This window comes from Gilliamella sp. W8123 (assembly GCF_016101085.1).
GTDB classification, from domain to species: domain Bacteria; phylum Pseudomonadota; class Gammaproteobacteria; order Enterobacterales; family Orbaceae; genus Gilliamella; species Gilliamella apis.
Window position 1 is genome coordinate 1 of record NZ_JACFRE010000007.1, and the last position, 25,838, is coordinate 25,838.

A 25,838-nucleotide genomic window follows, 5' to 3' on the forward strand; every position below is an offset into this window, starting at 1 on the left:
GGAACATTAAGAACGCGTTATGGAATACCTAATAGTAGTGATTTTAACTCTAGTAATGTGACTTATTACATTAATCCGAAGGCCGCGCCTTCAGTTTTGTTTGCCACACCAAACCTTATTTTTAGTTCAAGCTTCGCAGGTCCTGAACCAATATGGGATATTAAGAAAGGATTTATTACTCAAACTGCTACCCCATCATCTTATCATCGCAACTTTCCTACTACAGGCGCTGATAATTTATATTTTGATTTAGACATCATTGGTAGTAATGAGGCTTTATTATGGAAGGAAGTTACTCATGATGGTATCACAGCTACAATGACAGATGTAACAAGTACCAGTGTTCGTGTTACCTTAACTGGTCCAGTCGCTACAGAAATGCAAAAAGGTTCAAATTACCCAAATAGTATAGGATATATACATAAACCGGTATTGCCTATTACATTTGAGTTAGTTGGTGTAGACCCTCAAAGTAATAAAGAAGTCGTCAAATATGGTTTCCAGTTAAAACAGTGGTTTGTTAATCGTGGGATAATCACTCAACTTGAAGATAAGAATATATCTTGGTGTGAGAAAATAGGTTACCGTGTTCCTAATTATCAAGAGCTAACTAATGCACCGGTTTCTGACATCGCCAGCTCTACATCGCCTTCACAAGATAATCATCTTACGCGTGCAATTGATAACGGCTTTTTTGCTGAGTGGGGTTTTATGTATGCTTACAAAAATGCTCAATTTACGCGTGTGTTACCTTATTTGGCTACCGATATCAAAATCAATAGTGGTACGAATAACGGTACTGATAGTGATAGCAATAATGGTACGGATACCAATAACCCTAAAATTGCTGTACTTACCAATAACGGTACTGATAGTGATACCAATAATGATGCTGATAACAGTACCGAAAATGATGCCAATAACTATCAAATTGCTGTATTACCTTATAATGGTTCCGTAATAGCACTTTATTCAAGTAACCAATCTTATCATGTAGCTTGTGTTACACCTTAGTGAGTAGTTTTTACTTGTTATCCTTTAGATTGAAGCTTCAATGTTGGAATATTAAATTCAATCTATTAAAGTGGTTGATTTGTCGCTTCAATCAAGCTGACAAAGTGGGTGATAAAAAGAGATTTGTGGTGAGTACTATCCGCCCCAATTGGGGCGGAGTTATTGTTGAGGAATAGAGACTTTCAGTAAATATTTTAATCAATAAATATCGGTTAATGGTATAGATAATAGCGATGGACTCTTATCAAAATGAGGGGGGTATGTACAATTAGATTAATGCTGACTTTAACAGTGTTTACTATTATTGGGCTTCCGTTTGTTCCAAAAACGAAAAGCTCTTTATAAACCTGTTTTATGGCGCTATCAATTGACATACTCAATAGACGTTTGGATTTATGTACCACTTCCTAGTGTCTAATTTTCATTTTCGGAATCGAAAAATAAAGTTAGGCTACTGGTGAATAGAATATTTGCCTCATTGAGGCAATCGATCTCACAAAGATTGTGAGATAAAGTAGTATGGTTGTTTTATCAACCAAATACGTTACACCCCTCTCCAAAAGGTACGGATCTAATTTTGGGGAAAATAGTATGTTACTCAAAAAATTGAGGGAAGTTATTTAAACTTTGAAACCTCATTTTAACACCCAATTCAGTAAAAGTTCTTATAGAAGTTAACAAGTTAAATTAAAAAGACTATTTCAGTTGCTACATTTTTAGTACGTTTTTTAGTTAAAACAATCGAATAAAGTTTAGTTAGTTAGATTTAAAAATACTGTAAATCATTAAATTAAATTAAAGGATTGATAAAATGTATTGTAATTATCACAAAAATACATGCTTTATACTTGTTCTAAGTTCGCTTAATAGGAGTAGTAAGAATTTAGTTTTTCACTACCGTTTTATTTATCTTAAAATCGTAAGTTCTTTACTCAAAGTGTTAAGTCTATTTTATTCATTTTGGCGGATTATTTTAACGATTTTGCTTATTCTTTTATTGATAACGCCTTTTTTTAGCCACGCATTAACATCTCAAACATCAAATACTATTCAGGGTCATGAACCTTACTTAACCTTTGACGGCGATCTTACTCGTGTTACAAATATCGACGATTTACTGTGGATTTCACTATCTGATGGGACAAAATTTACACCAATAACATATAACTCAAATGACCCTATTGAATTACCTAAAATTGGTGAAAGTTTTGCTGATATCGATATGGCCATACCAATTGATACTGATTTAATTGGATTAAATGCACTTATTGGTTCACCTTATAATTATTGGGGGGATGATGATGGGGATGATGATGTTACAGTAACTGGTGATCTAAGGTTATCTATCGTAGATAAAAATAATGAAAGTGTTGCGCGTAATGAAGTATTAATGGGAACTAAAGCGCCATATAAGTTAACATTAACTAGTACTAACGGAACATTAAGAACGCGTTATGGAATACCTAATAGTAGTGATTTTAACTCTAGTAATGTGACTTATTACATTAATCCGAAGGCCGGGCCTTCAGTTTTGTTTGCCACACCAAACCTTGTTTTTAGTTCAGGCGACTATGCAGGTCCTAAACCAATATGGGATATTAAGAAAGGATTTATTACTCAAACTGCTACCCCATCATCTTATCATCGCAACTTTCCTACTACAGGCGCTAATAATTTATATTTTGATTTAGACATCATTGGTAGTAACAAGGCTTTATTATGGGAGGATGTTACTCATGATGGTATCACAGCTACAATGACAGATGTAACAAGTACCAGTGTTCGTGTTACCTTAACTGGTCCAGTTGCTACAGAAAAACAACAGGACTCAGATGAACCAAGTAGTTTAAGATCTATACATAAACCGGTATTGCCTATTACATTTGAGTTAGTTGGTGTAGACCCTCAAAGTAATAAAGAAGTCGTCAAATATGGTTTCCAGTTAAAACAGTGGTTTGTTAATCGAGGAGGAACCTCTCAACCTAAATATAAGAATATATCTTGGTGTGAGAATATAGGTTACCGTGTTCCTAATTATCAAGAGCTAACTAACGCACCGGTTTCTGACATCGCCAGCACTACATCGCCTTCACAAGATAATCATCATACGCGTGCAATTGATAACGGCTTTTTTGCTGAGTGGGGTTATATGCATGGTTACAGAGGTGCTGAATTTGGGCGTGTGATACCTTATTTGGCTACCGACATCAAAATCAATAGTGGTACGAATAACGGTACTGATAGTGATAGCAATAATGGTGCTGATAACAGTACCGAAAATGATGCCAATAACTATCAAATTGCTGTATTATCTTATAATGGTTCCGTAATAGCACTTTATTCAAGTAACCAATCTTATCATGTAGCTTGTGTTACACCTTAGTGCGTAGTTTTTACTTGTTATCCTTTAGATTGAAGCATTAAATTCAATCTATTAAAGTGGTTGATTTGTAGCTTCAATCAAGCTGACAAAGTGGGTGATAAAAAGAGATTTTGTGGTGAGTACTATCCGCCCCAATTGGGACGGAGTTATTGTTGAGGAATAGAGACTTTCAGTAAATATTTTAATCAATAAATATCGGTTAATGGTATAGATAAGTATGCTGGTTCAGCTTGAATATGGAATTCTGGGAATTGATATTATTCAATCTTCAATTTAATCATCTTACGGCTAAAACTTTTCTACTATGAGGGATTTGGTATATTTTGATTTAAAGATAGTTAGTACTGTTTTTTTGAAATGACATCCTTCCGTTTCCCAAGCAGGTATTACTGTTACTATATTGGAAGTAACAAGTACAAGCTTTCAAGTCACTCTAACTGGTCCAGTCGCTCAAGTATCGTAACGGAGTTCAGACGATCCAAGTAATGTATCTAAATCCTCTTAGCTGCAAGTATTTGAGTTAGTTGGAAGTGATGAGAACGGTAATGCAATTGTTAAATATTATTTTGAATTATAATAATTTATGTACTATACCTTTACCTTAACTTTTTATTTTTACTAAATTGGTGAAGTAATGAAATCTGCATGGTTTTATCGTTTAGCTATGTGTAATGTAGAGATGGACGGATTAAATTAAGGAAAGCTATTTTTAAGCTTTAAAAAATTGAGGCAGTTTTTTAATAACCCATATCTTAACTATAACACTTAACATAGTATTTTTGTTAAAAAACAGATTAAAATCATTATTATTAATTACTAAATTATATGCTATTTATTAGGCAAAAGTGCCCCTAATTTATTTTAGGGGCAGTTTAATTATTCATTGGTTAAGAATAATTTAAGTGATGGATTTTCAGTTTCATTATTAAAACCATAATCCAACTCGGTTAAATGTTTTGTAAAGGTTATATGGCTAGCTTTATCTATTTCAAAAGCCGCTAATACTCGGCCATAATCGGTACCGTGACTACGATAATGGAACATTGATATATTCCAGTTAGTACCTAGCGTTTGTAAAAACTTAAGCAATGCGCCTTGTGATTCAGGAAACTCAAAACTATAAACTTGTTCGTTAAGAGGTTGACATGGTTTGCCACCAATCATATAACGAACATGTAGTTTTGCCATTTCGTCATCAGTGAGATCGACAACTTGATAACCAGCTGCGCTGAGTTCTTGCATGATTTCGTCTTTTTCATTGCTTTTGGCAATTTTAACGCCAACAAATATGCGAGCTGATTTGTCGTCATGATAGCGGTAGTTGAATTCTGTGACTGCTCGTCCACCTAATAATTGGCAAAATTTTAAAAAGCTTCCCTTTTGTTCAGGTATAGTTACCGCTAAGAGTACTTCACGTTTTTCACCCAATTCACAACGTTCAGATACATAACGTAGATTATGGAAGTTTAAGTTAGCTCCAGATAAAATGTGGGCTAAATTTTCACCACAAATGTTATTTTGTTCGACATACTTTTTAAGACCAGCTAATGCTACTGCACCCGATGGTTCTGCAATGGCACGTACATTATCAAATAGATCTTTAACTGCCGCACAGATTTCATCGCTATCAACAGTAATGATATCGTCAATATATTGCTGACAGAGTCTAAATGTTTCATCACCAATTCGTTTAACTGCAACACCTTCAGCAAATAAACCAACCCGATCAAGATCGACTGGATGTCCTGCAACTAAAGCCGCTTTCAAGCAGGCCGCATCTTCAGGTTCAACCGCAATCACTTTTATTGATGGCATGATTTGCTTAATTAATACGGCAATACCAGCAGCGAGTCCGCCACCACCGACAGGCACAAAAATGCGGTCAAGCTTGGCATTTTGTTGCAGCAGTTCCATAGCAATACTGCCTTGACCGGCGATAACTAGTGGATGATCAAAAGGTGGAATAAAAATCCGATTTTGTTGCTTGGCCAGCTCCATTGCTTTGGCTTTAGCTTCGTCAAAATTGGCTCCATAAAGTAATACTTCACCACCAAAGTCTTTTACGGCTTCGACTTTGATATCTGCCGTATTTAATGGCATGACAATTAGCGATTTAATCCCTAATTTAGTTGCTGAAAATGCAACACCTTGGGCATGATTACCGGCTGATGCGGCAACTACACCACATTTACGTTCTTCAGGGCTTAAGCTGGCTATCATGGCTTGGGCGCCACGAATTTTGAAACTATGGACTAATTGACGATCCTCTCGTTTAACAAAAATTTGATTTTTTAAACGAGAGGAGATTTTTTCCATATGTTCCAGTGGCGTCACTTGGGCAACATCATACACTGCACTGCATAGTGTAGCTTTTAAATAATCAGCGCCGGTTAGTTTGTTAGCTTGTTGATTCACATTAACCACCTAATTTGCTTTTATCACGTACCGCACCTTTGTCTGCACTAGTTGCTAAGCTAGCATAAGCTTTTAGTGCATATGAGACATAACGGTCACGATTATGAGGAGTAAAGGCTTTATCACCACGAGCAAGTTCTGCGACACGGCGACGTTCTAATTCATCTTCTGGTACGATGAGCTCTAATTTACGATTTGGGATGTCGATATCGATAATATCGCCATCACGAACAAGACCAATCACCCCACCATTAGCAGCTTCTGGTGAAATGTGACCAATAGATAACCCCGATGAACCACCAGAAAAACGACCATCAGTGATTAATGCACAGGCTTTACCAAGCCCCATTGATTTTAAGTAACTTGTCGGATAGAGCATCTCTTGCATACCTGGTCCACCTTTTGGTCCTTCGTAGACAATCACTACCACATCGCCTGCCACTACTTTGCCACCTAAAATTGCATCAACAGCATCTTCTTGGCTTTCATAAACTTTGGCCGGACCACGGAAGACTAGGTTTTCGGCAGCAACACTGGCGGTTTTTACAATAGCGCCATCTTGGGCGACATTACCGTAAAGGGTTGCTAATCCACCATCTTGGCTATAAGCATGTGCTTTATCACGAATACAGCCATTTTCACGATCATCATCTAAGCTATCCCAATAACAATCTTGAGAGAAGGCCTTGGTGGTGCGAATGCCTGCCGGACCACTGCGATACATTTTTTTGACGGCTTCGTCAGTTGTTTGCGTAATATCATATTTGGCAAAGGTTTCTTGTAAACTTAAACCAAGTACGTTATGTACGTTACGGTTTAGTAATCCGGCTTTGTCCAGTTCAGACATGATGGAGACCACACCACCAGCACGGTGGACATCTTCCATATGATAAATTGCGGTACTTGGCGCAACTTTACATAGATGAGGAACTTTGCGTGATAACCTGTCGATGTCAGACATGGTAAAGTCTATTTCACCTTCTTGTGCTGTGGCAAGTAAATGTAATACGGTATTTGTTGAGCCACCCATGGCGATATCAAGAGACATAGCATTTTCATAAGCAGCTTTAGTTGCAATTGATCGAGGTAAATAAGCTACATCATCATGTTCGTAATACTGTTTGGTTATTTCAACAATGCGCTTAGCTGCATTTAAGAAAAGTTGTTCACGTTGTTTGTGAGTGGCAACCAGTGAGCCATTCCCCGGTAAAGAGAGACCTAACGCTTCAGTTAAACAGTTCATTGAGTTAGCAGTAAACATCCCCGAGCATGATCCACAAGTCGGGCAGGCTGATTGTTCAATAGCCTCGCTGTCAGCATCGCTAACAGTAGGATTAGCACTTTGGATCATAGCATCAACTAAGTCGAGTTTGATGATTTGATCTGACAGTTTAGTTTTACCGGCTTCCATTGGACCACCCGAAACAAATACGGTTGGAATGTTTAAGCGCAGTGACGCCATTAACATCCCTGGGGTAATTTTGTCACAGTTTGAGATACAGATCATAGCATCAGCACAGTGTGCATTAACCATATATTCAACTGAATCGGCAATGAGTTCTCGAGATGGTAATGAATAAAGCATACCACCATGGCCCATAGCGATACCATCATCAACAGCAATAGTATTAAACTCTTTGGCAATACCACCACAAGCTTCAATTTCTTTTGCCACTAGTTGACCAATATCTTTTAAGTGGACATGGCCCGGTACGAATTGTGTGAATGAATTAACCACTGCAATGATGGGTTTACCAAAGTCTTCATTTTTTACGCCTGTTGCACGCCATAAGGCGCGGGCGCCTGCCATATTGCGACCTTCAACTGAGGTTGCCGAACGATATTTAGGCATTTGTTGCTCCCAATTTTTCCTAATGCAAGCGACCGATTTCTATCGGTACATTTTTGAGTTCTTAATAAATAGTAAAATGATGACACCGCCGAATTAATCTTAATCGGCGGTACTTATCAATGCTTATTTAATTAGATCTAACCAACCATATTTATCTTCAGTTTTTCCATCGAACAATCCGAAGAATGTTTGTTGGATTTGTTTAGTGATTGGGCCACAGCGACCAATACCCACTTGAATACGATCAACACTTCGTACAGGCGTGATTTCGGCCGCAGTACCGGTCATAAACACTTCGTCAGCAAGATATAGTGATTCACGAGATAGAGTCTGTTCACGTACTTCAATGCCTAAATCACGAGCAAGGGTAATGATGGCATCACGAGTGATCCCTGGAAGTGCAGATGATGATAGTAATGGGGTAAATAAGATACCGTCTTTAACGATAAATAGGTTTTCACCTGAACCTTCAGAAAGCTGACCGTTAACGTCTAATGCAATCCCTTCTTGGAAGCCATTAGCACGAGCTTCAGATCCGATAAGTAGTGATGATAAGTAGTTACCACCAGCTTTTGCTGCTGCTGGAATGGTATTTGGAGCAAAACGATTCCATGATGATACCATTGCATCAATACCTTGTTCTAAGGCGTCTTCACCAAGGTAGGCACCCCATGGGAATGCGGCAATCATAACATCTGTTTGATAACCTGCCGGTGGAATAACCCCCATACCAACATCGCCAATAAATGCTAATGGACGAATGTATGCGCTTTTTAAGTTGTTTTTCTTAATTACTTGGCGGGTTGCTTCCATGATCTCTTCAAGTGAATAAGGAACAGGAAAACGATAAATTTTAGCTGAATTCAATAGGCGCTGCGCATGTTCTTTATGACGAAAAATTGCTGGCCCTTTGTTTGTTTCATAACAACGGACACCTTCGAATACTGAAGTACCATAATGCAGGGCATGTGACATTACGTGAATTTTAGCATCTGCCCATGGAATCATTTCGCCATTTAACCAAATATAATCAGATTTTGCTGTAGTACCCATTTTTGTTTTCCTCTTAAATTTACTTTTGTTAAGCATGCATACTGCTTTTGTTCATTTAATGGTAAGCATTATACATCACTTTTTTGTTTGTTTAACTTCTATAAAAAATACTCTTTTTTATTTAACCTATTGTTTGAATAAGGTTTATTGTAAGCTTTATTCAATTGCTATAACATCTTCCAATTTGCCAATTTGGCTTTGTAATGATGATAGCGATCGTTCCGTAGTTAATGTTAGATTTAAGATAAATAAATGATTATCAATTGATTGCATTTGCATCTGTTGTATATGTCCGCCACGGTGGCGAACAACGCGTAAAATGCGTTCAAGAGAACCCAATTTATCATTGGCTTTTATAGTAAATTGATGTGTCGCTAATTGATTCATCACTTACTCCTTATTACTTTTATCTAACATATTTTCATTTGCTGCCCCTGGTGGTACTAGTGGCCATACGTTTTCTAGTTCATCAATACATACATGCAGTAAGTAAGCACTGGATGAATTAAATAGCTTGTCAAGTGCTGGTTCGATTTCCGCTTTTTTGCTGATCATTTGTCCCGGAATATCAAATGCTTTAGCTAACATTAGAAAGTCTGGGTTATCCGATAAATTGGTTTCGCTATATCTTTCATTAAAAAACAGTTCTTGCCATTGTCTGACCATACCTAAGCGTTGATTATCAATTAACACAATTTTTACTGGCAATTTTTTACGTTTTATTGTGGTTAATTCTTGTACATTCATCATAAAAGAACCATCACCAGATACACAAATTACCATATCTTCAGGTCTGGACATTTGTGCTCCTATAGCAGCGGGTAGACCGAAGCCCATTGTTCCTAATCCACTGGAAGTAATAAAGTTTTGTGGATGATTAAAGCTCATATGTTGTGCTGTCCACATTTGGTGTTGACCTACATCAGTAGTAATTATGCTGTTGGTAGGCCTTCTTTCTGAAATACGTTTTAGTAATGCCGGTGCATAGATGGCTTCCCCTGGATGATCGTAGCGGGTAGGGTGTTGCGCCTTTAATTGTTTAATTCTCTCGTGCCAATCTTTAATAGAGACAGTTTGATGAAGCATTGGTAAAACATGTTTGATATCACCTTGCAATCCTAAATGGCTTTGGCGTAATTTATTGATTTCAGACTGATCAATATCGATATGAATGACTTTAGCATGTTTAGCAAATTCATTGAGTTTGCCTGTTACTCGATCGTCAAATCTAACGCCTAAAGCAATCAATAAATCACATTCTTGCACTGCTAAATTAGCTGCTTTGGCGCCATGCATACCTATTAATCCTAAGTAATAAGGATTGTTAAGATCAGCAACGCCGAGTCCTTTTAATGTCGATACACTAGGTATTTGCGTTGAGTTCATAAACTCGCGCATTTCTGCAATTGCATTCGATAGTCCAACGCCACCACCAATATAAAGCATTGGTTTTTCGGCTTGGCAAATCATTTGTTTAGCAAGGGTAATCTCGTTAGATGAAATTGGATATAATTGACTATTATCAGAAGGAGTTTTTATGGTTGTCGGTGTTAAATAGGTTTGGTAATCATGTTCGGCAAGCTGGATATCTTTTGGGATGTCAATTAATATTGGTCCCGGCCTGCCCGAATTGGCTAAATTGAAAGCCTCTTGTAAGGTATTCGGCAACTGGGTGGCATCATCAATTAAATAGCTATGTTTGGTGCAAGCTAAGGATAAGCCTAAAACATCAACTTCTTGAAAGGCATCAGTGCCAATTAATGTAGTTGGAACTTGTCCGGTAATGGCTATAACGGGTACTGAATCAATTAATGCATCAGCAAGGCCTGTAATAATATTGGTTGCACCAGGGCCTGATGTTGCAATACAAACTCCAATTTTGCCGGTAGCGCGAGCATAACCAATGGCTGCCATTGCGGCACCTTGTTCATGACGGCATAGTACGTGTTCAATTCCACCATCATAAAGTGCATCGTATAGAGGCATAATTTGACCACCAGGATATCCAAAAACGGTGGTAATGCCTTTTTCTTTTAAGGTTTTTACTATCCACTGTGTTCCTAACATTTATTCCTCACTTGTTACTTTTGCTCATTTATTTTTAATGTCAAAATTGTTCATAAAAAAACCCCCGCTTTTTGGGGCGGGGGTTTTTGAAATATGGTAACCATATATTTAACTCAAAAGACGCCCCCGCGTTGGAATAATGACCACGCTGACAATAATGTTAATGAGGACGACGATGAGTGAAAAATTCATAATGTTTCTGTAATTCTTTTGTCATTTTTGAAAAAATATTTAATCAAAATACTCGTTTTAAAAAAAAGTGCAACTCTTTTTTATGCTTTTTTTAAAAGCAGTTTTAATTAGTATGTTTATTGTTTGAAAAAATTTTTGAGGAAAGGGGTTTTTTAATTCTTAAAAAAGATTAATTTTGGTTTTAGTTTGGCATTTTATGGCTGGTTAGTGTATAAATATCAATCATTGAGACTAAAAGTAAACTAACTTTTTAACCTTGTATTGCTAATCATTATTTATTACTTATTAAGAGATACCTATATGAAAATACTTAAATTGGTTACATTTTTGCTGGTAAGTGTTTTAATGTTTGGCTGTGAGAAAGCGAAAGAAAATACCGTAGATAATGTTAATGATGAATCACTTGTTGCGGTACAAAATGCAATGATTGAACCTATCAAGAAATCTTTACCCATTGCGATTGATGAGTTAACGACTTTAATTGGTATCGATAAAGATAAAGATCGTAATATCGTCAATTATCAATATGAGGTTAAAAATACCTCTGAACATACGTTATTATTGCCAAGTACGCTTGATACTATCCGTCAAGCCTTGTTTAAGGCTTATTGTGAAAATAATGAAGAAATGCAGCAGTTAAAAACAGCATTTCCTGATGGTGCAAACTATCATTATTTTATTGATAATAAAGAGATTATCGTGGTTGAATTAAGCCCTGCAGATTGTCATGGGAGTTAAGTAAAAGTAATTAGAAATAATCTTATATATAGATGGGTAAAGAGTGCTAACAGTAGTTGTGACTAATTGCCCAACTAATAAATAATTATTATTAAACTTGCATTGCTAGCTTAATGTTAATTTATTTGTTACACTATTTTTGTTGTTCAATTTATCATCAGTCATGGTTTTAGCATAAGTTTCTTCTGTCCTCGCTAGGTCATTCAAGGAAGTCACTGTTACTTTATTCTCAAATTTTTTTGGTTATCAATGGTTATTATTTTTTTCAGTGTGTTATCGGTTAATATAATTAATTGAATTAATTAAGTATTTTAAAGATATAAAATATGTCTGGCAATAGGATTTTGTGATTATTAATTGATTTTATTTAAGTTATATTGAATTTGTCTACAAATACATGTCTAACTTAGGAGAAAATTATGAGTAAGCAAACCTATAATCCCACAACCAAATATCATCATGACAAGTTTCCTAAACAAAAACAAACTCCTCCTGGCTTACAATATGAAATGGATCCAGTGCCTGATTGTGGCGAAAAAAGTTATCAAGGTCATCAACGGTTAGAAGGTCGAAAAATGTTGGTTACTGGTGGTGATTCAGGGATTGGTCGTGCAGCAGCTATTGCTTATGCAAAAGAAGGTGCTGATGTAGCAATTAACTATTTGCCGGCGGAACAAAAAGATGCTGAAGATGTAGCGAAAGTTATCGAATCTGTAGGGCGTAAAGCAGTGTTGATTCCAGGCGATTTAAGTGATGAGGTATTTTGCAAAAAATTAGTTGATGAAGCGCATAAAAAATTAGGTGGGCTTGATAATCTAACCTTAGTGGCTGGTAAACAAACAGCTGTAGAAGATATTATGCAATTGACTACGGAACAAATCATTAAAACCTTTGAAATCAATGTGTTTTCACTATTTTGGGTAACCAAAGCCGCATTGGGTTATTTAAAACCAGGTTCGACGATTATTACCACTTCTTCGGTGCAAGCTTACCAACCAAGTGGTAACTTATTGGATTATGCTTCAACCAAAACGGCGATTATCGCGTTCACTCGTGGCTTAGCTGCGCAATTAGGTAGTAAAGGTATTCGTGTTAATTGTGTAGCACCAGGTCCAGTATGGACACCATTACAAATTTGTGGTGGTCAACCAAGTGAAGTGATTCCAGAGTTTGGTAAACAAACACCATTAAAACGTGCGGGGCAACCGGTAGAACTAGCTGGCGTGTATGTGCATTTAGCATCAGAAGAATCAAGCTATACCACCGCCGAAGTATATGGTGTAACTGGTGGTATGCATATTAATTAATTTATAATAATTACAATATGTTAAAGGGCTATTGTAGCCCTTTTTATATATTGTATAAAAATGATTTTTTCTTTCTTCTTTACTATTAAAGTTGTGTATTTTTTTATAGTTATAATTTACAATTTAATAGTCTTCTTCATCTAATTAAGTGATTAATTAATTTTATAATAAGGAATTTATATGAAAGGTTTAAAATATTCAGCATTGATCTTTATAGCTGCTGCTCTATTTGGTTGTGATGATTCAAAATCTAAACCAGCTGATAATAGTACTAATAGTGAGCCAGCAAAAACTGCACCGGTTTCAAATGATACGCAGGCAACTAAGCCAGATCTAAGTAAAGCTCAGGATAAATATATTAGTGAAGCTAAACGTTTACTACCAGTAAAAGTGAATGAATATTCTAACCTAGTTGATCTTTATAAAGAGAATAATTCAATTAACTATAAATATGTAATGGATGTATCTAAAGATGATTTGGATATTGACCAAAGTAAAAAAGTTACTGCTGATGCATTAAAAACTCTTTATTGTTCAGATAATAGCGAAATGAAAGACTTTAAAAATGCTTTTCCCGATGGTGCGATTCACAATTATTATATTAAAGATGAAATGGTATTTAGTATACACTTAAAACCAGCTGATTGTGATGCAAAATAGTTAAAAATAATTAATATTTTTATTAGCAAAACAGGGCTTTAAGCCCTGTTTTTTTATGTAATTACTCTAATGCTTTGCCTTTGGTTTCTGGAATTAAGAAGATAAAGGCTATTGCTGATAACAAGTAAGCTCCAGAAAGTAGTGCTAATGCATAACTGATGGAGTAAACAGTCGCTAGATAGGCAATGAGTACTTGCGATACACCCGCAATACCACGACCAACGTTAAATATAATGTTTTCAGCACTTGAACGGGCATCCGTTGTATAATGTTCAGCCAACAAAGCCCCATATCCACCCATCATACCATTAACAAAAAAGCCGATAACTGAACCAAATAGTATTAAAACTAACATATCAGTTTGGTGAAAATAGAACCATATTGAAATAGCTGATATAAGTAAAAATATTATATAAGATGGGCGACGACCAAATTTATCACATAACCAACCGAAAATTAAGATTCCTAATGACATACCAATCGTGGTTGATATGGTCCAAAACATCGTATTTTTGAATGGTAGTTTTAATTCAGTCGCAATCATATTAGGCATCCAAACCATTAATCCATAAAACCCAAAGTTTTGTACTGCACAAGCAATAGTTAAACCAATAGTGGTAGCTGTGATTCTAGGGGTTTTAAATAGTTTTCCGATGGCTATTTTATTTTTATTTTGATCTTTTAAGTTTTGCCAAATTTCAGGCTCTTTTAAACCTTTACGCGTCCATGCAACAAATAGTGCAGGTAATACACCCATGGCAAATGCCCAGCGCCAACCATGCACTTCACCAATAAAATTAACGGTTAGGGCGGCAAGAATTATTCCCACTTGAAAGCCTAATGCCACAATTGAAGTTGCTCTGGAACGTTTGTGTTTAGGCCAACTTTCTGATACTAATGTCATGCCTATACCAAATTCACCTCCCAAACCAAGGCCACTAAGAAAGCGAAAAATTAAAAAGCTTTCATAATTTGGTGAAATAGCACAAAGGCCTGTAAATAATGAGAAGATTAAAATTGTCCATGAAAATACTCTAACACGGCCAAATTTATCAGCAAGTACGCCGAAAAGAATTCCACCTAATACAGCCCCTAATAATGTCGCCGAAGTTAATGTACCTAGATCGGATTTGGTTAGGTTAAAAGTAGTTGCAATTAGGCTAAAACAAACACCTAAAATCATCATATCTAAACCGTCTAATGCATATCCTACTGTTGATGCAAATAAAGTACGTTTTTGATAAGGAGTTGTTTGTGCGCTTTCACTCTCAGCTTGGTTGGTCATGCTTGCATTAATATTCATGTTTACCTCAAGTCAATAAAAAGATAGTGGTTCAATCTAAGCGTTATTTTGTTTAACTCATCATTAAACGATGGGGCTCAAAAAGCGGGGGCAAGTATATACTTAAAAATGGTAAAAAGCTAAATGAAAATCCAAAAATATCAGCTTTTATTTTATTTATTGTTGTTTTGGCAAAATTATCTGTTTAATATTGAAAAATATCTAATTTTTTAGACAAATTAGTCGATAATTTTGCCATTTTACGGATGTTAGCCGATAGCTTAGTAACCGATTTTGTTAAGATGAAAATTTTATTCTTCGGCAAAATACCAATAACCAAGATTAACAAATTTTAACATGACATCTAAGGTTACATCGTCTTGTATTTGCTCATAGCAAAGTACTTCAGTTTCACATAACAAATTAATTGTTGTCATTGGTAAAGGTATTTTTTTTCCGTTGATATAAGCGCTATCACCGATTTTTAAGATACGGATACTAGGAACTCGGTAGAGTTCAGCTCCAGCTTTGAGAATTGCTTCGAATTCATCTAAATCATAAGCTGGTTCAACAGGAATGATATTTAGTTCATGCATAGGCATTGTGATATGTTTACCAAACCAATCATTAAATAAAGCTGGATTATTTATTAAATCAATCATTTGACTTTTAAGCTTTTCAATTTCATATGGTTGAATTAAATAAGGATCTTTTGGTAATTTTAACCCTGGATCTTGATAAAAAATCCCATTAGGTAAATTATCGATAATATAATCGGCAAATCCACTTAATAAGTCTTGTGATGTTTGGGTTCTAAATCCTACCGAATAACTAAGTGATTCGCCAATCGATATCCCATTATGTGGAAAACCAATTGGAATATATAAGATATCTCCAGCAGTAATTTCCTCATCAATAATAGGTTGATAATCTTCAACATGTAATAAAGCTTTATGAACACTAAATTGTTTATAATTAGGATTACGATCACCAACTTGCCAACGACGGCGGCCTTTACCTTGAATGATAAATACATCATAATTATCAATATGAGGGCCAACGCCAGCACCTTGGGTTGCATAAGATATCATTAGGTCTTCAAATTGCCATTGTGGAATGCATTTAAACGGTTCAACTAAAGTAGCTGCTTGCTCATGCCAATGATCGACAGCTTGGACAAGTAGGCTCCAATGATCTTCACCTAAGTCACTAAAGTCAATAAATGGCCCATATTTTGCGTCCCATTTTCCATTTTTGTTAGTAACAATTCGACTTTCAATTTCTTCTTCCATGGCAAGACCAGCTAGTTCTTCAGGGGAGATAGGATCGATAAAATTACTAAAAGCATTACGTAAAATAACTGGTTTTTTTTGCCAATAATTAGTTAAAAAGTCATCCCAATTGATTGTTAATTTGTTACTCATTAATTACTCCTTTTAAATTGAATAATTGACAAAAGTTTGTTGTAGTTTGTTGTGCAATAGTATCAAGAGTTACACCTTTTAGTGCAGCTAAATAATTAGCTACCTCTTTAACATAAGCGGGCTGATTTTCTTTTCCTCGATAGGGAACAGGCGCTAAATAGGGTGAATCAGTCTCAATCAAAATGCGATCTAAAGGCACAAATTTTGCTACTTCTCGCAGAGATTCGGCATTTTTAAAGGTGATAATCCCTGAAAATGAAATATAAAAACCAATGTCTAATAATGCTTTGGCCGTATCAATGTCTTCGGTAAAGCAATGTAAGACACCGGAGTGAGCTTGCTCTTCTTTTAATATTTTTAGGGTATCTTGTTTAGCGTTACGGGTGTGGACAATTATTGGTTTTTTTAATTGTTTAGCTAAGTGAATGTGTTGTATAAAATTGTATTGCTGTAATTCAAGATTATCTTGTTGATAGTAATAATCAAGACCTGTTTCGCCAAGAGCGATAACATTATCTTCTTGTGCAAGACGAGCAAAACGCTCGGTGTCGTAAGGTTCATCATCTAAATTAAGTGGGTGAATACCACATGAAAACGAGCATTGTTTTTTATATGGCATTAGCATTGCTTTCATCGCTTCATAACCCGACAATGTTGTTGCAACACTTAGACAATGTTTGACATCATTATTTAATGCCTCTTGCAAAACGCTATCAAGCGTTTTATTTGTATAGTCCAAACTGTCTAAATGACAGTGCGAATCAATTAGAAACATATTAAACTCTTTTAATTATTTGAATGATGTTCGAAATCTCGAACTGGCTTTATGGTTGACCATGAACGGCAGCTTGGGCACAACCAGTAGAGGGTATTAACGGTAAATCCACATTTTTTGCACCGGTAATTGGGAACTGTTTTTATCTGTTCACCTACCATATTTCGAAGAAGTAATAGACTTTGTTTGGCTTTTCCTTGTTCAGCATCAGCCACATGATAATCCATTAATCGGTAAAAACCTTTAAGATTTGGGTGTTTTAATAATTCACGATATAGGTAATATTGGGCCGCATCTAATCCGTTATTCTTTTCAACAATATCGGCAAGCATCAGTTCGGCTACATTACCAGTGTCTTGTTTGACACAAATTTCTAAAAACTGTTTGAATAGTTGTGGCTGATTTATTTGTGTATAACATTCTTTTAATAGTGGTAAGGCTTCGCCAATAAAAGCTTTGTCTTGGTTTATTATTTGTTGAAAAGATTCAATTGCTTGTTCGATTTTGTCTTGAACCACTAATACTCGTCCAAGCATTAATGAAGTACGAGCACAATTAGCATCGGCAGTAGCCGACTTTTTTAATAGGTTGTATGCTTGTTCTAAATCATCATCAGCGATAGCGAGTGCAGCTAGTTCACAGTAAAATTGGGCGATTTCGATCTTATATTTTTCATTGCCAAGTTTTACCAGTCTGGTTGCGATATTAATCGCATTGTTCCATTCGCTTGTAGATTGATAAATGATAAGTAACTGTTGTAGAGCATGTTGCTGGAAGTCTTCTTCATCAATCAATTGTAAAAACATCTCTTCGGCACGGTCATAAAGCCCCGCAACCATATAGTCTCGTCCAAGTTGCTGAATTGCTAATAATCGTTGATCAAATGTTAATGATGAACTTTCCATTAATGCTTGGTGAATACGTATTGCGCGATCAACTTCGCCACGTGAACGGAATAGGTTTCCTAGTGTTAGATGCGCTTCGAGGGTACCATCATCTTCTTTAAGTAGATCAAGGAAAATATCAACAGCTTTATCTTTTTGATTAGACAAAAGAAAATTTAGACCATCTACGTATTCTCTAGATAATCGATTCGATTGATTTAAATATTTTTGTTTGGCATTTCTGTCACCCATATACCAGCCATAGGCAGCGGCTATTGGCAGTAACAGAAATAACAATTCAAACATAATTACCTATTTTAATTGGTATTGGTTAAATTCATTTTCTGATGATTAGATATGTCTTCATCATATCTTTTTTGCAATTTATTCAATTTACGTTTCGTCGATGAATGTTGGAATTTAGATTTTAAGAAATATATTCCAGTTAATATCCATCCAACTAAAAAACCTGAACCAAATAATATTGCCAGTAATACAGATAATCTGACTTCAGTTTTAGCAATTAAATAGTTAAAAGTTACTATTTGATTATTAGCTGAACCTATAGTTATCGAAATGGCGAAAATAAGAATTATCAATAAAATTGATATTACTAATTTCATAATGCTAACCTTATTATTTTTATTAAAAAATTGATATTACCTAATTCTTTTCTTTAAAACTATTCTTTTCTTTTGCTTTATTCCATTACTATATGCCATTTTTTAACATAAAAACAGCAGATAAGTGAAATTAACCAAGCTAGCAATATCCCCAATATTAAATCATAAGCTGAATGCATACCTAATAATAGTCGACTCGTTTCAATGAGCAATGACCAAATAGTAATGATTGATACAATAAAAAAATGTCGTTTAAAACTTAGTAGCGTTATGGCTAATAAAGCCCAAGTGGCTGCAAATAAAGTGTGCCCAGAAGGAAAAGCATAACCTGTTTCACTTTGCCAATGATTAGATAACCATGTAGGAATAATGGTTGAATTGGCTAATAATTTTTCAATATTAGCTTTACGTTCTGCTCTTGTTTGTGAATAAAATTGCTTTTCATCAAGATTAAACTCTTTATCTAACCATATAACATAAGGTCTGGATTCAGCAGTTTGTTGTTTGATGATACTCTTAACAACTTGACCACCTAACATTGCACTGACTAAAACTAACCATAATAGTAATAATGTTTTTTTATTTTTATTAACAAGTTTTAGGTAAAAGAGTAAAAAAAACAGCCCAGATGTTATTATTGCCCACGGAAAACTAGCTGTTTCAGTTACCCAAAATAAATATTTAGATATATTATTTATTGACGTTGGTTGCCACTGCCAATTTACGGTTATAACAGATAACGGTATAATCAGAAATAAGATCAATGGCACTATTGTTTTTTTTATTACTAACCCCATTTAAAACTCAATTAAGCATAAAATTTTATTTATTTTAACATGGAAACACGATTTTCTTTTAAAAAATCTTAATCATGTTGTGATGAAACTTGGAGATAATAATGCAATTAAAACATGTTGCACAAGCTAAACTACCAACCCCGTGGGGATGTTTTACTATTGTTGGTTTTGAAGAAATTGCAACAGGTAAGGATCATGTCGCATTAGTGTTTGGTGACATTAATGATCATTCATCCATATTAACACGTGTTCATTCTGAATGTTTGACGGGCGATGCATTATTTAGTTTACGATGTGATTGTGGTTTTCAATTAGAAGCTGCATTGAAGCAGATAGCTAAAGAGGGTAAAGGTGTCTTGATTTATCATCGTCAAGAAGGGCGTAATATTGGTTTGCTAAATAAAATTAGGGCTTATGCCCTACAAGATCAGGGCTTAGATACGGTTGAGGCCAATGAACAATTAGGCTTTGCTGCTGATGAACGTGATTTCACCTTATGTGCAGATATGCTTAGGTTACTAAATGTGTCTCAAGTTCGATTATTAACTAACAATCCGGAAAAGATAAAAGTTCTTGAACAAGCGGGAATTAACGTTACTGAACGAGTGCCTTTAGAAGTGGGAGAAAATCCAAGCAATGAACATTATTTAGCGACTAAAGCTAATAAATTAGGACATATACTACATTTACACCACTGTAATCATTAACTCTTTAAAAAGAGAATTTTACGGAGTTGCTATATTTTTAATTTAGTTGTTGTAATTATTTAATCGTTTAACCTCAAAATCTATTATCGATTTTGAGGTTAATTTTTATTTACAAATAAATTAATTTATTAATCTTTGTCGCATCTTAGTACGCCACCATTAGCAATTTGGTCTTTTGATACTTCATGCATAATAATTTGTACCGCCTCTGGTTTACAGTTAAGCGTTTCAACAATTGCATCAGTTACTCGTTTAGCCATTTCACGTTTTTGTTCAATGGTACGTCCTTCTAAAAAATCAATAACTACATTTGGCATAAATATTTCCTAATTATTAATGGTGGCAAGTTGCGCATCAGTTAATGCAATGTCTTGATTATGACATATTTCAATTCCAGTTTGGATAATTTTTTCAGCAATCACTTTGGCTTCATCTAAAGAGTGCATGGTATAAGTCCCGCATTGATATTTATTCAGCTCCGGGATTTGCGATTGAGATTTTACATTCATAACATCATGCATAGCCTTTAACCATGCATTAACAACTAAAGATTCTTCTGGTTTACCAATTAAACTCATATAAAAACCGGTTCGGCAGCCCATTGGTGAGATGTCAATAATTTCAACTTTATCACTATTTAAATGATCACGCATAAAGCCTGCAAATAAGTGCTCTAAAGTATGAATACCTTTTTCAGGTAGTAGTGCTTTATTAGGTATAGTAAAGCGAAGATCAAATACTGTAATATCGTCACCTTTTGGGGTTGCCATGGTTTTAGCGATTCGCACAAAAGGCGCTTTCATTTTAGTATGATCAACTTTAAAACTGTCTAATAAAGGCATAATTTTCTCCTTGAGTTTGGGATTAAGCCATTTTGCTTGATTAGCTTAATATATTCCACTATTTTATATTCATTGATTTAATAAATTTATCAATTCTTGTTCATCAATCACTTTTATTCCAAGTTCTTGAGCTTTGGCTAATTTTGAACCGGCTGACTCTCCAGCAATTACTAAGTCGGTTTTTTTTGAAACACTACCCGTTACTTTAGCGCCAAGTTGTTTTAATTTGGCTTTTGCTTCATCGCGCGTTAATAATGATAAAGTTCCTGTTAACACAATGGTTTTGTTAGAAAACGGAGAATCTGTTGTTAAAAGTTCTACTTCTACATCTGGCCAGTGTATACCAATTTCCTCACTAATTAATTGATCAATTACCGTGCGGTTATGAGGTTCTTGAAAGAAGTCGATAATACTTTCTGCAATTACAGCGCCAATATCATTTACCGATTGTAATTGTTCCAAAGATGCGTTTTCAATTGCTGTTAAATTTCCTAATTGATTAACTAAATTTTCTGCAGTTACTTCACCAACATTAGGAATACCAAGTGCAAAAATAAATCGATTTAAACTCGTATTTTTTGATTTATCTAATGCGTTCATTAAATTATTAGCTAATTTTTCACCAACTTTGTCTAATGAACATAAAATTGGTACTGTGAGTTTATAAAGATCTGCTGGTGTTTTGACATATTCTTTATCAACCAATTGTTCAATTATTTTATCGCCAAAACCTTCGACATTCATTGCTCGGCGAGAAACAAAATGTTTTAAGGCCTCTTTACGTTGTGCCTGACAAATTAATCCTCCGGCGCAACGAGATATCGCTTCTCCTTCATCACGGACAATGATTGAACCACAAATCGGGCAGTGAGTTGGAAAAATAATTTCTTTAGTATCAACAGGTCTTCGATCTTTAATTACTGCGACAATTTGAGGAATAACATCGCCAGCTCGACGAACGGTGACATAATCACCCTCACGAATACCTAAGCGGATGATTTCATCGCTGTTATGCAGTGTGGCATTACTTACAATTACACCTGCAACTGAAACTGGCTCTAATCTGGCCACAGGCGTTATCGCACCAGTACGCCCAACTTGAAAGTCGACTTTATTTAGCTTTGTTACTTCTTCTTGTGCTGGAAATTTGAATGCGGTAGCCCAACGAGGTGCACGAGCAACGAAACCAAGTTGTTCTTGTTCAGCAATGCTATTTACTTTAATTACAACACCATCAATATCAAAATCTAATGACATTCTTTGCTCACCAATTTGCTTAAAATAATCTAGTGCTTCTTCTGCACCATGGCGAATTTGAATTTTGTCACTTACTGGTAGACCCCAAGCTTTAAATTGCATTAGTCTTGCATAATGAGTATTCGGTAAGTCAGCTCCTTCATAAATACCAACGCCATAACAGAAAAAAGTAAGCGGTCTTTTGGCTGTGATTTTTGGATCTAACTGTCTTAATGAACCTGCCGCAGCATTCCTTGGATTCGCAAATATTTTTTCGTTGCGTTTTTCCGCCTCTGCATTCAATTTAGTAAAGCCTTTATGTGTCATAAACACTTCACCACGAACTTCTAGACGAGGTGGTATATTTTCACCTTGCAATACGAGAGGAATAGTTTTTATGGTTCGTACATTGGCGGTAATATCTTCGCCAGTTGTGCCATCACCTCGTGTAGCAGCTTGAATAAATTGGCCATTTTCATATATCAGACTTACAGCTAATCCATCAAGTTTTAGCTCGCAACAGTATTCAACGGCTTGATCTTCATCTAGCTCTAAGCGATCTTTTATTCTTTTATTAAAAGCGATAAAACTTGATTCATCAAAAACATTATCCAGAGATAACATAGGCAGTTGATGTTTGATCGAAGAAAATTGTGATAATGGGGCTCCCCCAACACGTTGAGTTGGTGAGTCAGGGGTAATGAGTTCGGGATGAGTGAGCTCTAGATTTTGTAGCTGTTTGATTAATTTATCATATTCCACATCTGGTATTTCAGGTGTATCCAGCACATAATAACAGTATTCATGATGTCTTATCAGGTTACGTAAAGTCGAGATCTGTTTTATTACATTTTGGTGAGATCCAGATTGCGATACTGAATGTTCAGTTATATTTGATTGTGGCATGATTTTAAACTCTTAAATTAACATGAAGGTTTTTAAATTTATTAATAAAATAGTATTTATAGGTATTTTAGAACAATAGATTTTAATAAAAATTGTCAATTAACTAATATAAGCCAGACTATTCCGCTAATTTTTTAGCGGAATAGTAGCAAAAATGAGGAATTTTAAACTGCTAGCTTAAATTTCATTACAAGCTTTTTTTATGCGTTCTTTATAACTATCGATTTTTTGTGGTGTCATCATGTGATGTTCATCATCTAAAACTACACCATTAACATCATCAGCGATACGTTGCGCAGTTTGTAGCATTAATTTGAAATTTTGTTGATTGTTTCCATGAGTTGGCGCAACCATAAAAATCGATACGCCAGGTGTTGTAAATTCGTGCATAGTTTCAGGATCTAGATGTCCTGGACTGATCATATTCGCCAAACTAAATAATATTGGTCCATTACCGGCAGGGTCAACATGGCGATGAAAAATACGCATATCACCAAATTGGAATCCTGATTGCATGATGCTAGCTAATAGCATATCACCTTGTAGTTCCTTGCCATTTAAGCCAGTAACATTTAATACAATAATTTCAGTTTTAGCTTCTTCACTATCGTCTATCGTAATTTTTTCTTGTTTTTCAAGTTTTTCATCCGATTGAGAATGCTCGGTTATGATATCCTCACCAACTTTTTTAGTTGGTTTTTCATTTTCAGTATTTTCTTTAACTGGTTGAGCAGTAAAGCTATTCGATTGAAAATCGCTAGTCGATTCATTAGAAACCTTAATATCGATTTTCGGTTGTTGGTCGTCATCATCTGAAAACAGGTCGACTTGACGAGGCAGTTGTTCTTCTTCTTTTACTAATCCTTCATTAACATGGACATTAGTATCATCCTGTTTTGTTTTGCTTTTTGGCGTTAGTAAAATCACATCATCTTCATCATCATTATAGATGTCTTCATATTGCTGAGTATGTGTTGTGAATTTATCTTTTTTGCCTAACTTAAATAAAGAAGAACGTTCTTTTTTATTGATCCAAAGCCCATGAATTAATAATGCAATAATGACCAAGGATGCAACCACAATTAGAACAGTACGTAAATTATCCATAATACCCACTCAGAATTAAATTAAATATAGATTCAAATTATTCAATAATATAATTGAAAAAAAAGGATTAAAAAATACCATAATGAAATTTTTTTACTTTTAAGTTAAATCCATACTTACTTATTACAGCGCGAAAAACTATTTGTATATATTACTTTATTTCTACAAATAATCATAATTATCAATAGAAATTTTTTATAAATTCGCTTTTAAATCCAATAAGTCAGTTAATTTTTAGAACTCTGTGCTATTAAGGCGTTAAGACTCTTACAATCTATGCATATTTTTTGTAAAATCTCCGATCACTTTTGAATAATATTCATTGTTTTTATTTAAAAAATAATTATTAAGTTACCGAGGTCTTTTTTATATGAGATTTAATAAGCTATTACTTACTCTGCCAGTGGCATTAACTAGTCTATTATTATTAGCCAGTTGTGATAATAATCAATCACAAGATGGTGCTGGCCAATTACCAAAGGTAACTGTTTTTAAAGTTGAACCTTTAAACTATACCCTAAAAATAAACTTACCTGGACGGGTTGTTGCTTCCCAGATCGCTGAAATCCGACCTCAGGTTAGTGGGATTGTATTAAATCGAGAATTTGAAGAAAGTTCAAACGTTAAAGCTGGTCAATCACTTTATCAAATTGATCCTGCTATTTATCAAGCTAATTATGATAGTGCAGTGGCCAGTGTAGCTAGCGCTAAAGCTAACGCTAATATAGCTCAACTAACCTTAAAACGTTATGCAGGACTTTTGAATACCAAATCAATCAGTCAACAAGAATATGATAAAGCTGCTGCTGATGCCAAACAAGCTGAGGCAAGTGTTTTAGTTGCTCAAGCTGCAGAGCACGCTGCCAAAGTTAATTTAGATTACACTAAAGTATACTCACCAATTGATGGTTATATTGGTAAATCAAGTGTGACAGAAGGGGCATTAGTATCAGCAGGACAACCTGCTCCATTAGCTTTGGTACAACAACTTGATCCTATCTATGTTGATATGACTGAAGCTGCAACTCGTTATAATAAATATCTTCAAGATGAAAATATTATTTATGAGCCAGCTCAAGGTGATAATGTTGAGTTATTTTTTAATGATGGTTCAAAATACGCTTTACCAGGAAATATTAAATTTTCAGATATGACGGTTAATGAAACGACAGGAACTGTTACCCTACGATCGCAATTTTCTAATGCTGAAGGAAAAATCTTACCGGGGATGTTTGTAAAACCACAATTGACATTAGGTACAATTAAAAATGCGGTGTTGGTTCCGCAACAAGGCATTACTAGTAACCAAAAAGGTCAGTATACTGCTAAGATTTTAAAACCAGATAATACTGTTGAATATCGTCAAGACATTAAAATTTATACAGGTATAAGTGGTTATTGGGTTGTTACCAGTGGTATTGATGTTGGTGAACAAGTGATTACTACAGGTTTACTTAATTTAACCGCAGTAGAAAGGGGGCAACCAATGAAGGCTCAAGCGGTAGATAAACCAGCTACGCTTTCTCAAGAGCAATTAGACAATATCATCAAAAGCAGCGTGAAATAAAACAGGG

Annotated in this window: 21 protein-coding genes and 1 pseudogene; 7 read left to right on the top strand and 15 right to left on the bottom strand. The window is 35.1% G+C overall.

Annotation, left to right across the window (positions count from 1 at the left end):
* Together H3T56_RS09275 and H3T56_RS09280 are read left to right on the top strand one after the other, a co-directional pair.
* A pseudogene (locus tag H3T56_RS09275) lies at positions 1–1,014 on the top strand (hypothetical protein); the annotation flags it as partial.
* A gap of 982 nt (positions 1,015–1,996) precedes the next feature.
* A complete protein-coding gene (locus tag H3T56_RS09280; RefSeq protein ID WP_198192783.1) occupies positions 1,997–3,397 on the top strand; it encodes a hypothetical protein in 1,401 nt (466 codons plus the stop codon).
* Between the two features lie 876 nt (positions 3,398–4,273).
* Here the strand turns inward: H3T56_RS09280 and ilvA are convergent.
* From ilvA to ilvG, 5 genes are all read right to left on the bottom strand, one after another.
* A complete protein-coding gene (gene ilvA, locus H3T56_RS09285; RefSeq protein ID WP_370545547.1) occupies positions 4,274–5,812 on the bottom strand; it encodes a threonine ammonia-lyase, biosynthetic in 1,539 nt (512 codons plus the stop codon).
* 1 nt (position 5,813) lies between these two features.
* Entirely contained in the window at positions 5,814–7,664 is a 1,851-nt protein-coding gene (ilvD, locus tag H3T56_RS09290) for a dihydroxy-acid dehydratase (RefSeq protein ID WP_065578434.1), read from the bottom strand.
* A gap of 123 nt (positions 7,665–7,787) precedes the next feature.
* Complete coding sequence (locus H3T56_RS09295; protein WP_065650940.1) at positions 7,788–8,717, bottom strand: branched-chain amino acid transaminase; 930 nt, start codon at positions 8,715–8,717, stop codon at positions 7,788–7,790.
* 156 nt (positions 8,718–8,873) lie between these two features.
* The gene (gene ilvM / locus H3T56_RS09300; RefSeq protein WP_065578432.1) at positions 8,874–9,104 is read right to left on the bottom strand and encodes an acetolactate synthase 2 small subunit; all 231 of its coding nucleotides are present in this window, start codon (positions 9,102–9,104) and stop codon (positions 8,874–8,876) included.
* Between the two features lie 3 nt (positions 9,105–9,107).
* Positions 9,108–10,784 (bottom strand): acetolactate synthase 2 catalytic subunit, encoded by a 1,677-nt coding sequence (gene ilvG, locus H3T56_RS09305; RefSeq protein ID WP_086356799.1) that lies wholly within the window; start codon positions 10,782–10,784, stop codon positions 9,108–9,110.
* Between the two features lie 492 nt (positions 10,785–11,276).
* On the opposite strand from ilvG, the gene H3T56_RS09310 reads away from it, so the two are divergent.
* From H3T56_RS09310 to H3T56_RS09320, 3 genes are all read left to right on the top strand, one after another.
* Positions 11,277–11,714: a hypothetical protein gene (locus H3T56_RS09310; protein WP_086357304.1), complete on the top strand. Its 438-nt coding sequence runs from the start codon at positions 11,277–11,279 to the stop codon at positions 11,712–11,714.
* Between the two features lie 419 nt (positions 11,715–12,133).
* Positions 12,134–13,021: an SDR family oxidoreductase gene (locus tag H3T56_RS09315; RefSeq protein WP_086321015.1), complete on the top strand. Its 888-nt coding sequence runs from the start codon at positions 12,134–12,136 to the stop codon at positions 13,019–13,021.
* A gap of 180 nt (positions 13,022–13,201) precedes the next feature.
* On the top strand, positions 13,202–13,681 hold the full coding sequence (locus tag H3T56_RS09320) for a hypothetical protein (protein WP_034901625.1): 480 nt from the start codon (positions 13,202–13,204) through the stop codon (positions 13,679–13,681).
* A 61-nt stretch (positions 13,682–13,742) separates the two neighbouring features.
* On the opposite strand, the gene H3T56_RS09325 is transcribed toward H3T56_RS09320, so the two are convergent.
* The 6 genes from H3T56_RS09325 to H3T56_RS09350 all read right to left on the bottom strand — a co-directional run bounded on the left by H3T56_RS09325 (position 13,743) and on the right by H3T56_RS09350 (position 19,466).
* Positions 13,743–14,984 (bottom strand): MFS transporter, encoded by a 1,242-nt coding sequence (locus H3T56_RS09325; RefSeq protein ID WP_065614104.1) that lies wholly within the window; start codon positions 14,982–14,984, stop codon positions 13,743–13,745.
* A gap of 290 nt (positions 14,985–15,274) precedes the next feature.
* On the bottom strand, positions 15,275–16,387 hold the full coding sequence (locus H3T56_RS09330) for a cupin domain-containing protein (RefSeq protein WP_086357302.1): 1,113 nt from the start codon (positions 16,385–16,387) through the stop codon (positions 15,275–15,277).
* Positions 16,380–17,162, bottom strand: a complete 783-nt coding sequence (locus tag H3T56_RS09335; RefSeq protein ID WP_198192791.1) for a YchF/TatD family DNA exonuclease — start codon at positions 17,160–17,162, stop codon at positions 16,380–16,382. The genes H3T56_RS09330 and H3T56_RS09335 overlap by 8 nt, the downstream gene beginning before the upstream one ends.
* 11 nt (positions 17,163–17,173) lie before the next feature.
* Complete coding sequence (gene lapB / locus H3T56_RS09340; protein ID WP_198192793.1) at positions 17,174–18,352, bottom strand: lipopolysaccharide assembly protein LapB; 1,179 nt, start codon at positions 18,350–18,352, stop codon at positions 17,174–17,176.
* A gap of 11 nt (positions 18,353–18,363) precedes the next feature.
* Positions 18,364–18,669, bottom strand: a complete 306-nt coding sequence (locus H3T56_RS09345) for a LapA family protein (protein ID WP_034901614.1) — start codon at positions 18,667–18,669, stop codon at positions 18,364–18,366.
* A gap of 77 nt (positions 18,670–18,746) precedes the next feature.
* Complete coding sequence (locus tag H3T56_RS09350) at positions 18,747–19,466, bottom strand: phosphatase PAP2 family protein (protein WP_065578424.1); 720 nt, start codon at positions 19,464–19,466, stop codon at positions 18,747–18,749.
* 101 nt (positions 19,467–19,567) lie between these two features.
* On the opposite strand from H3T56_RS09350, the gene ribA reads away from it, so the two are divergent.
* The gene (gene ribA / locus H3T56_RS09355) at positions 19,568–20,173 is read left to right on the top strand and encodes a GTP cyclohydrolase II (protein WP_034901611.1); all 606 of its coding nucleotides are present in this window, start codon (positions 19,568–19,570) and stop codon (positions 20,171–20,173) included.
* 128 nt (positions 20,174–20,301) lie between these two features.
* On the opposite strand, the gene H3T56_RS09360 is transcribed toward ribA, so the two are convergent.
* From H3T56_RS09360 to zipA, 4 genes are all read right to left on the bottom strand, one after another.
* The gene (locus tag H3T56_RS09360) at positions 20,302–20,490 is read right to left on the bottom strand and encodes a 2-hydroxymuconate tautomerase (protein ID WP_034901609.1); all 189 of its coding nucleotides are present in this window, start codon (positions 20,488–20,490) and stop codon (positions 20,302–20,304) included.
* Positions 20,491–20,499: 9 nt separating this feature from the next.
* Positions 20,500–21,015 (bottom strand): S-ribosylhomocysteine lyase, encoded by a 516-nt coding sequence (gene luxS / locus H3T56_RS09365; RefSeq protein ID WP_086357300.1) that lies wholly within the window; start codon positions 21,013–21,015, stop codon positions 20,500–20,502.
* 69 nt (positions 21,016–21,084) lie between these two features.
* Entirely contained in the window at positions 21,085–23,157 is a 2,073-nt protein-coding gene (gene ligA / locus H3T56_RS09370; protein ID WP_198192795.1) for an NAD-dependent DNA ligase LigA, read from the bottom strand.
* A gap of 177 nt (positions 23,158–23,334) precedes the next feature.
* Complete coding sequence (gene zipA / locus H3T56_RS09375) at positions 23,335–24,267, bottom strand: cell division protein ZipA (protein ID WP_065650995.1); 933 nt, start codon at positions 24,265–24,267, stop codon at positions 23,335–23,337.
* A gap of 367 nt (positions 24,268–24,634) precedes the next feature.
* Between zipA and H3T56_RS09380 the strand changes: the two genes are divergently transcribed.
* Complete coding sequence (locus H3T56_RS09380; protein ID WP_065650931.1) at positions 24,635–25,831, top strand: efflux RND transporter periplasmic adaptor subunit; 1,197 nt, start codon at positions 24,635–24,637, stop codon at positions 25,829–25,831.
* The last annotated feature ends 7 nt before the right edge of the window (positions 25,832–25,838 follow it).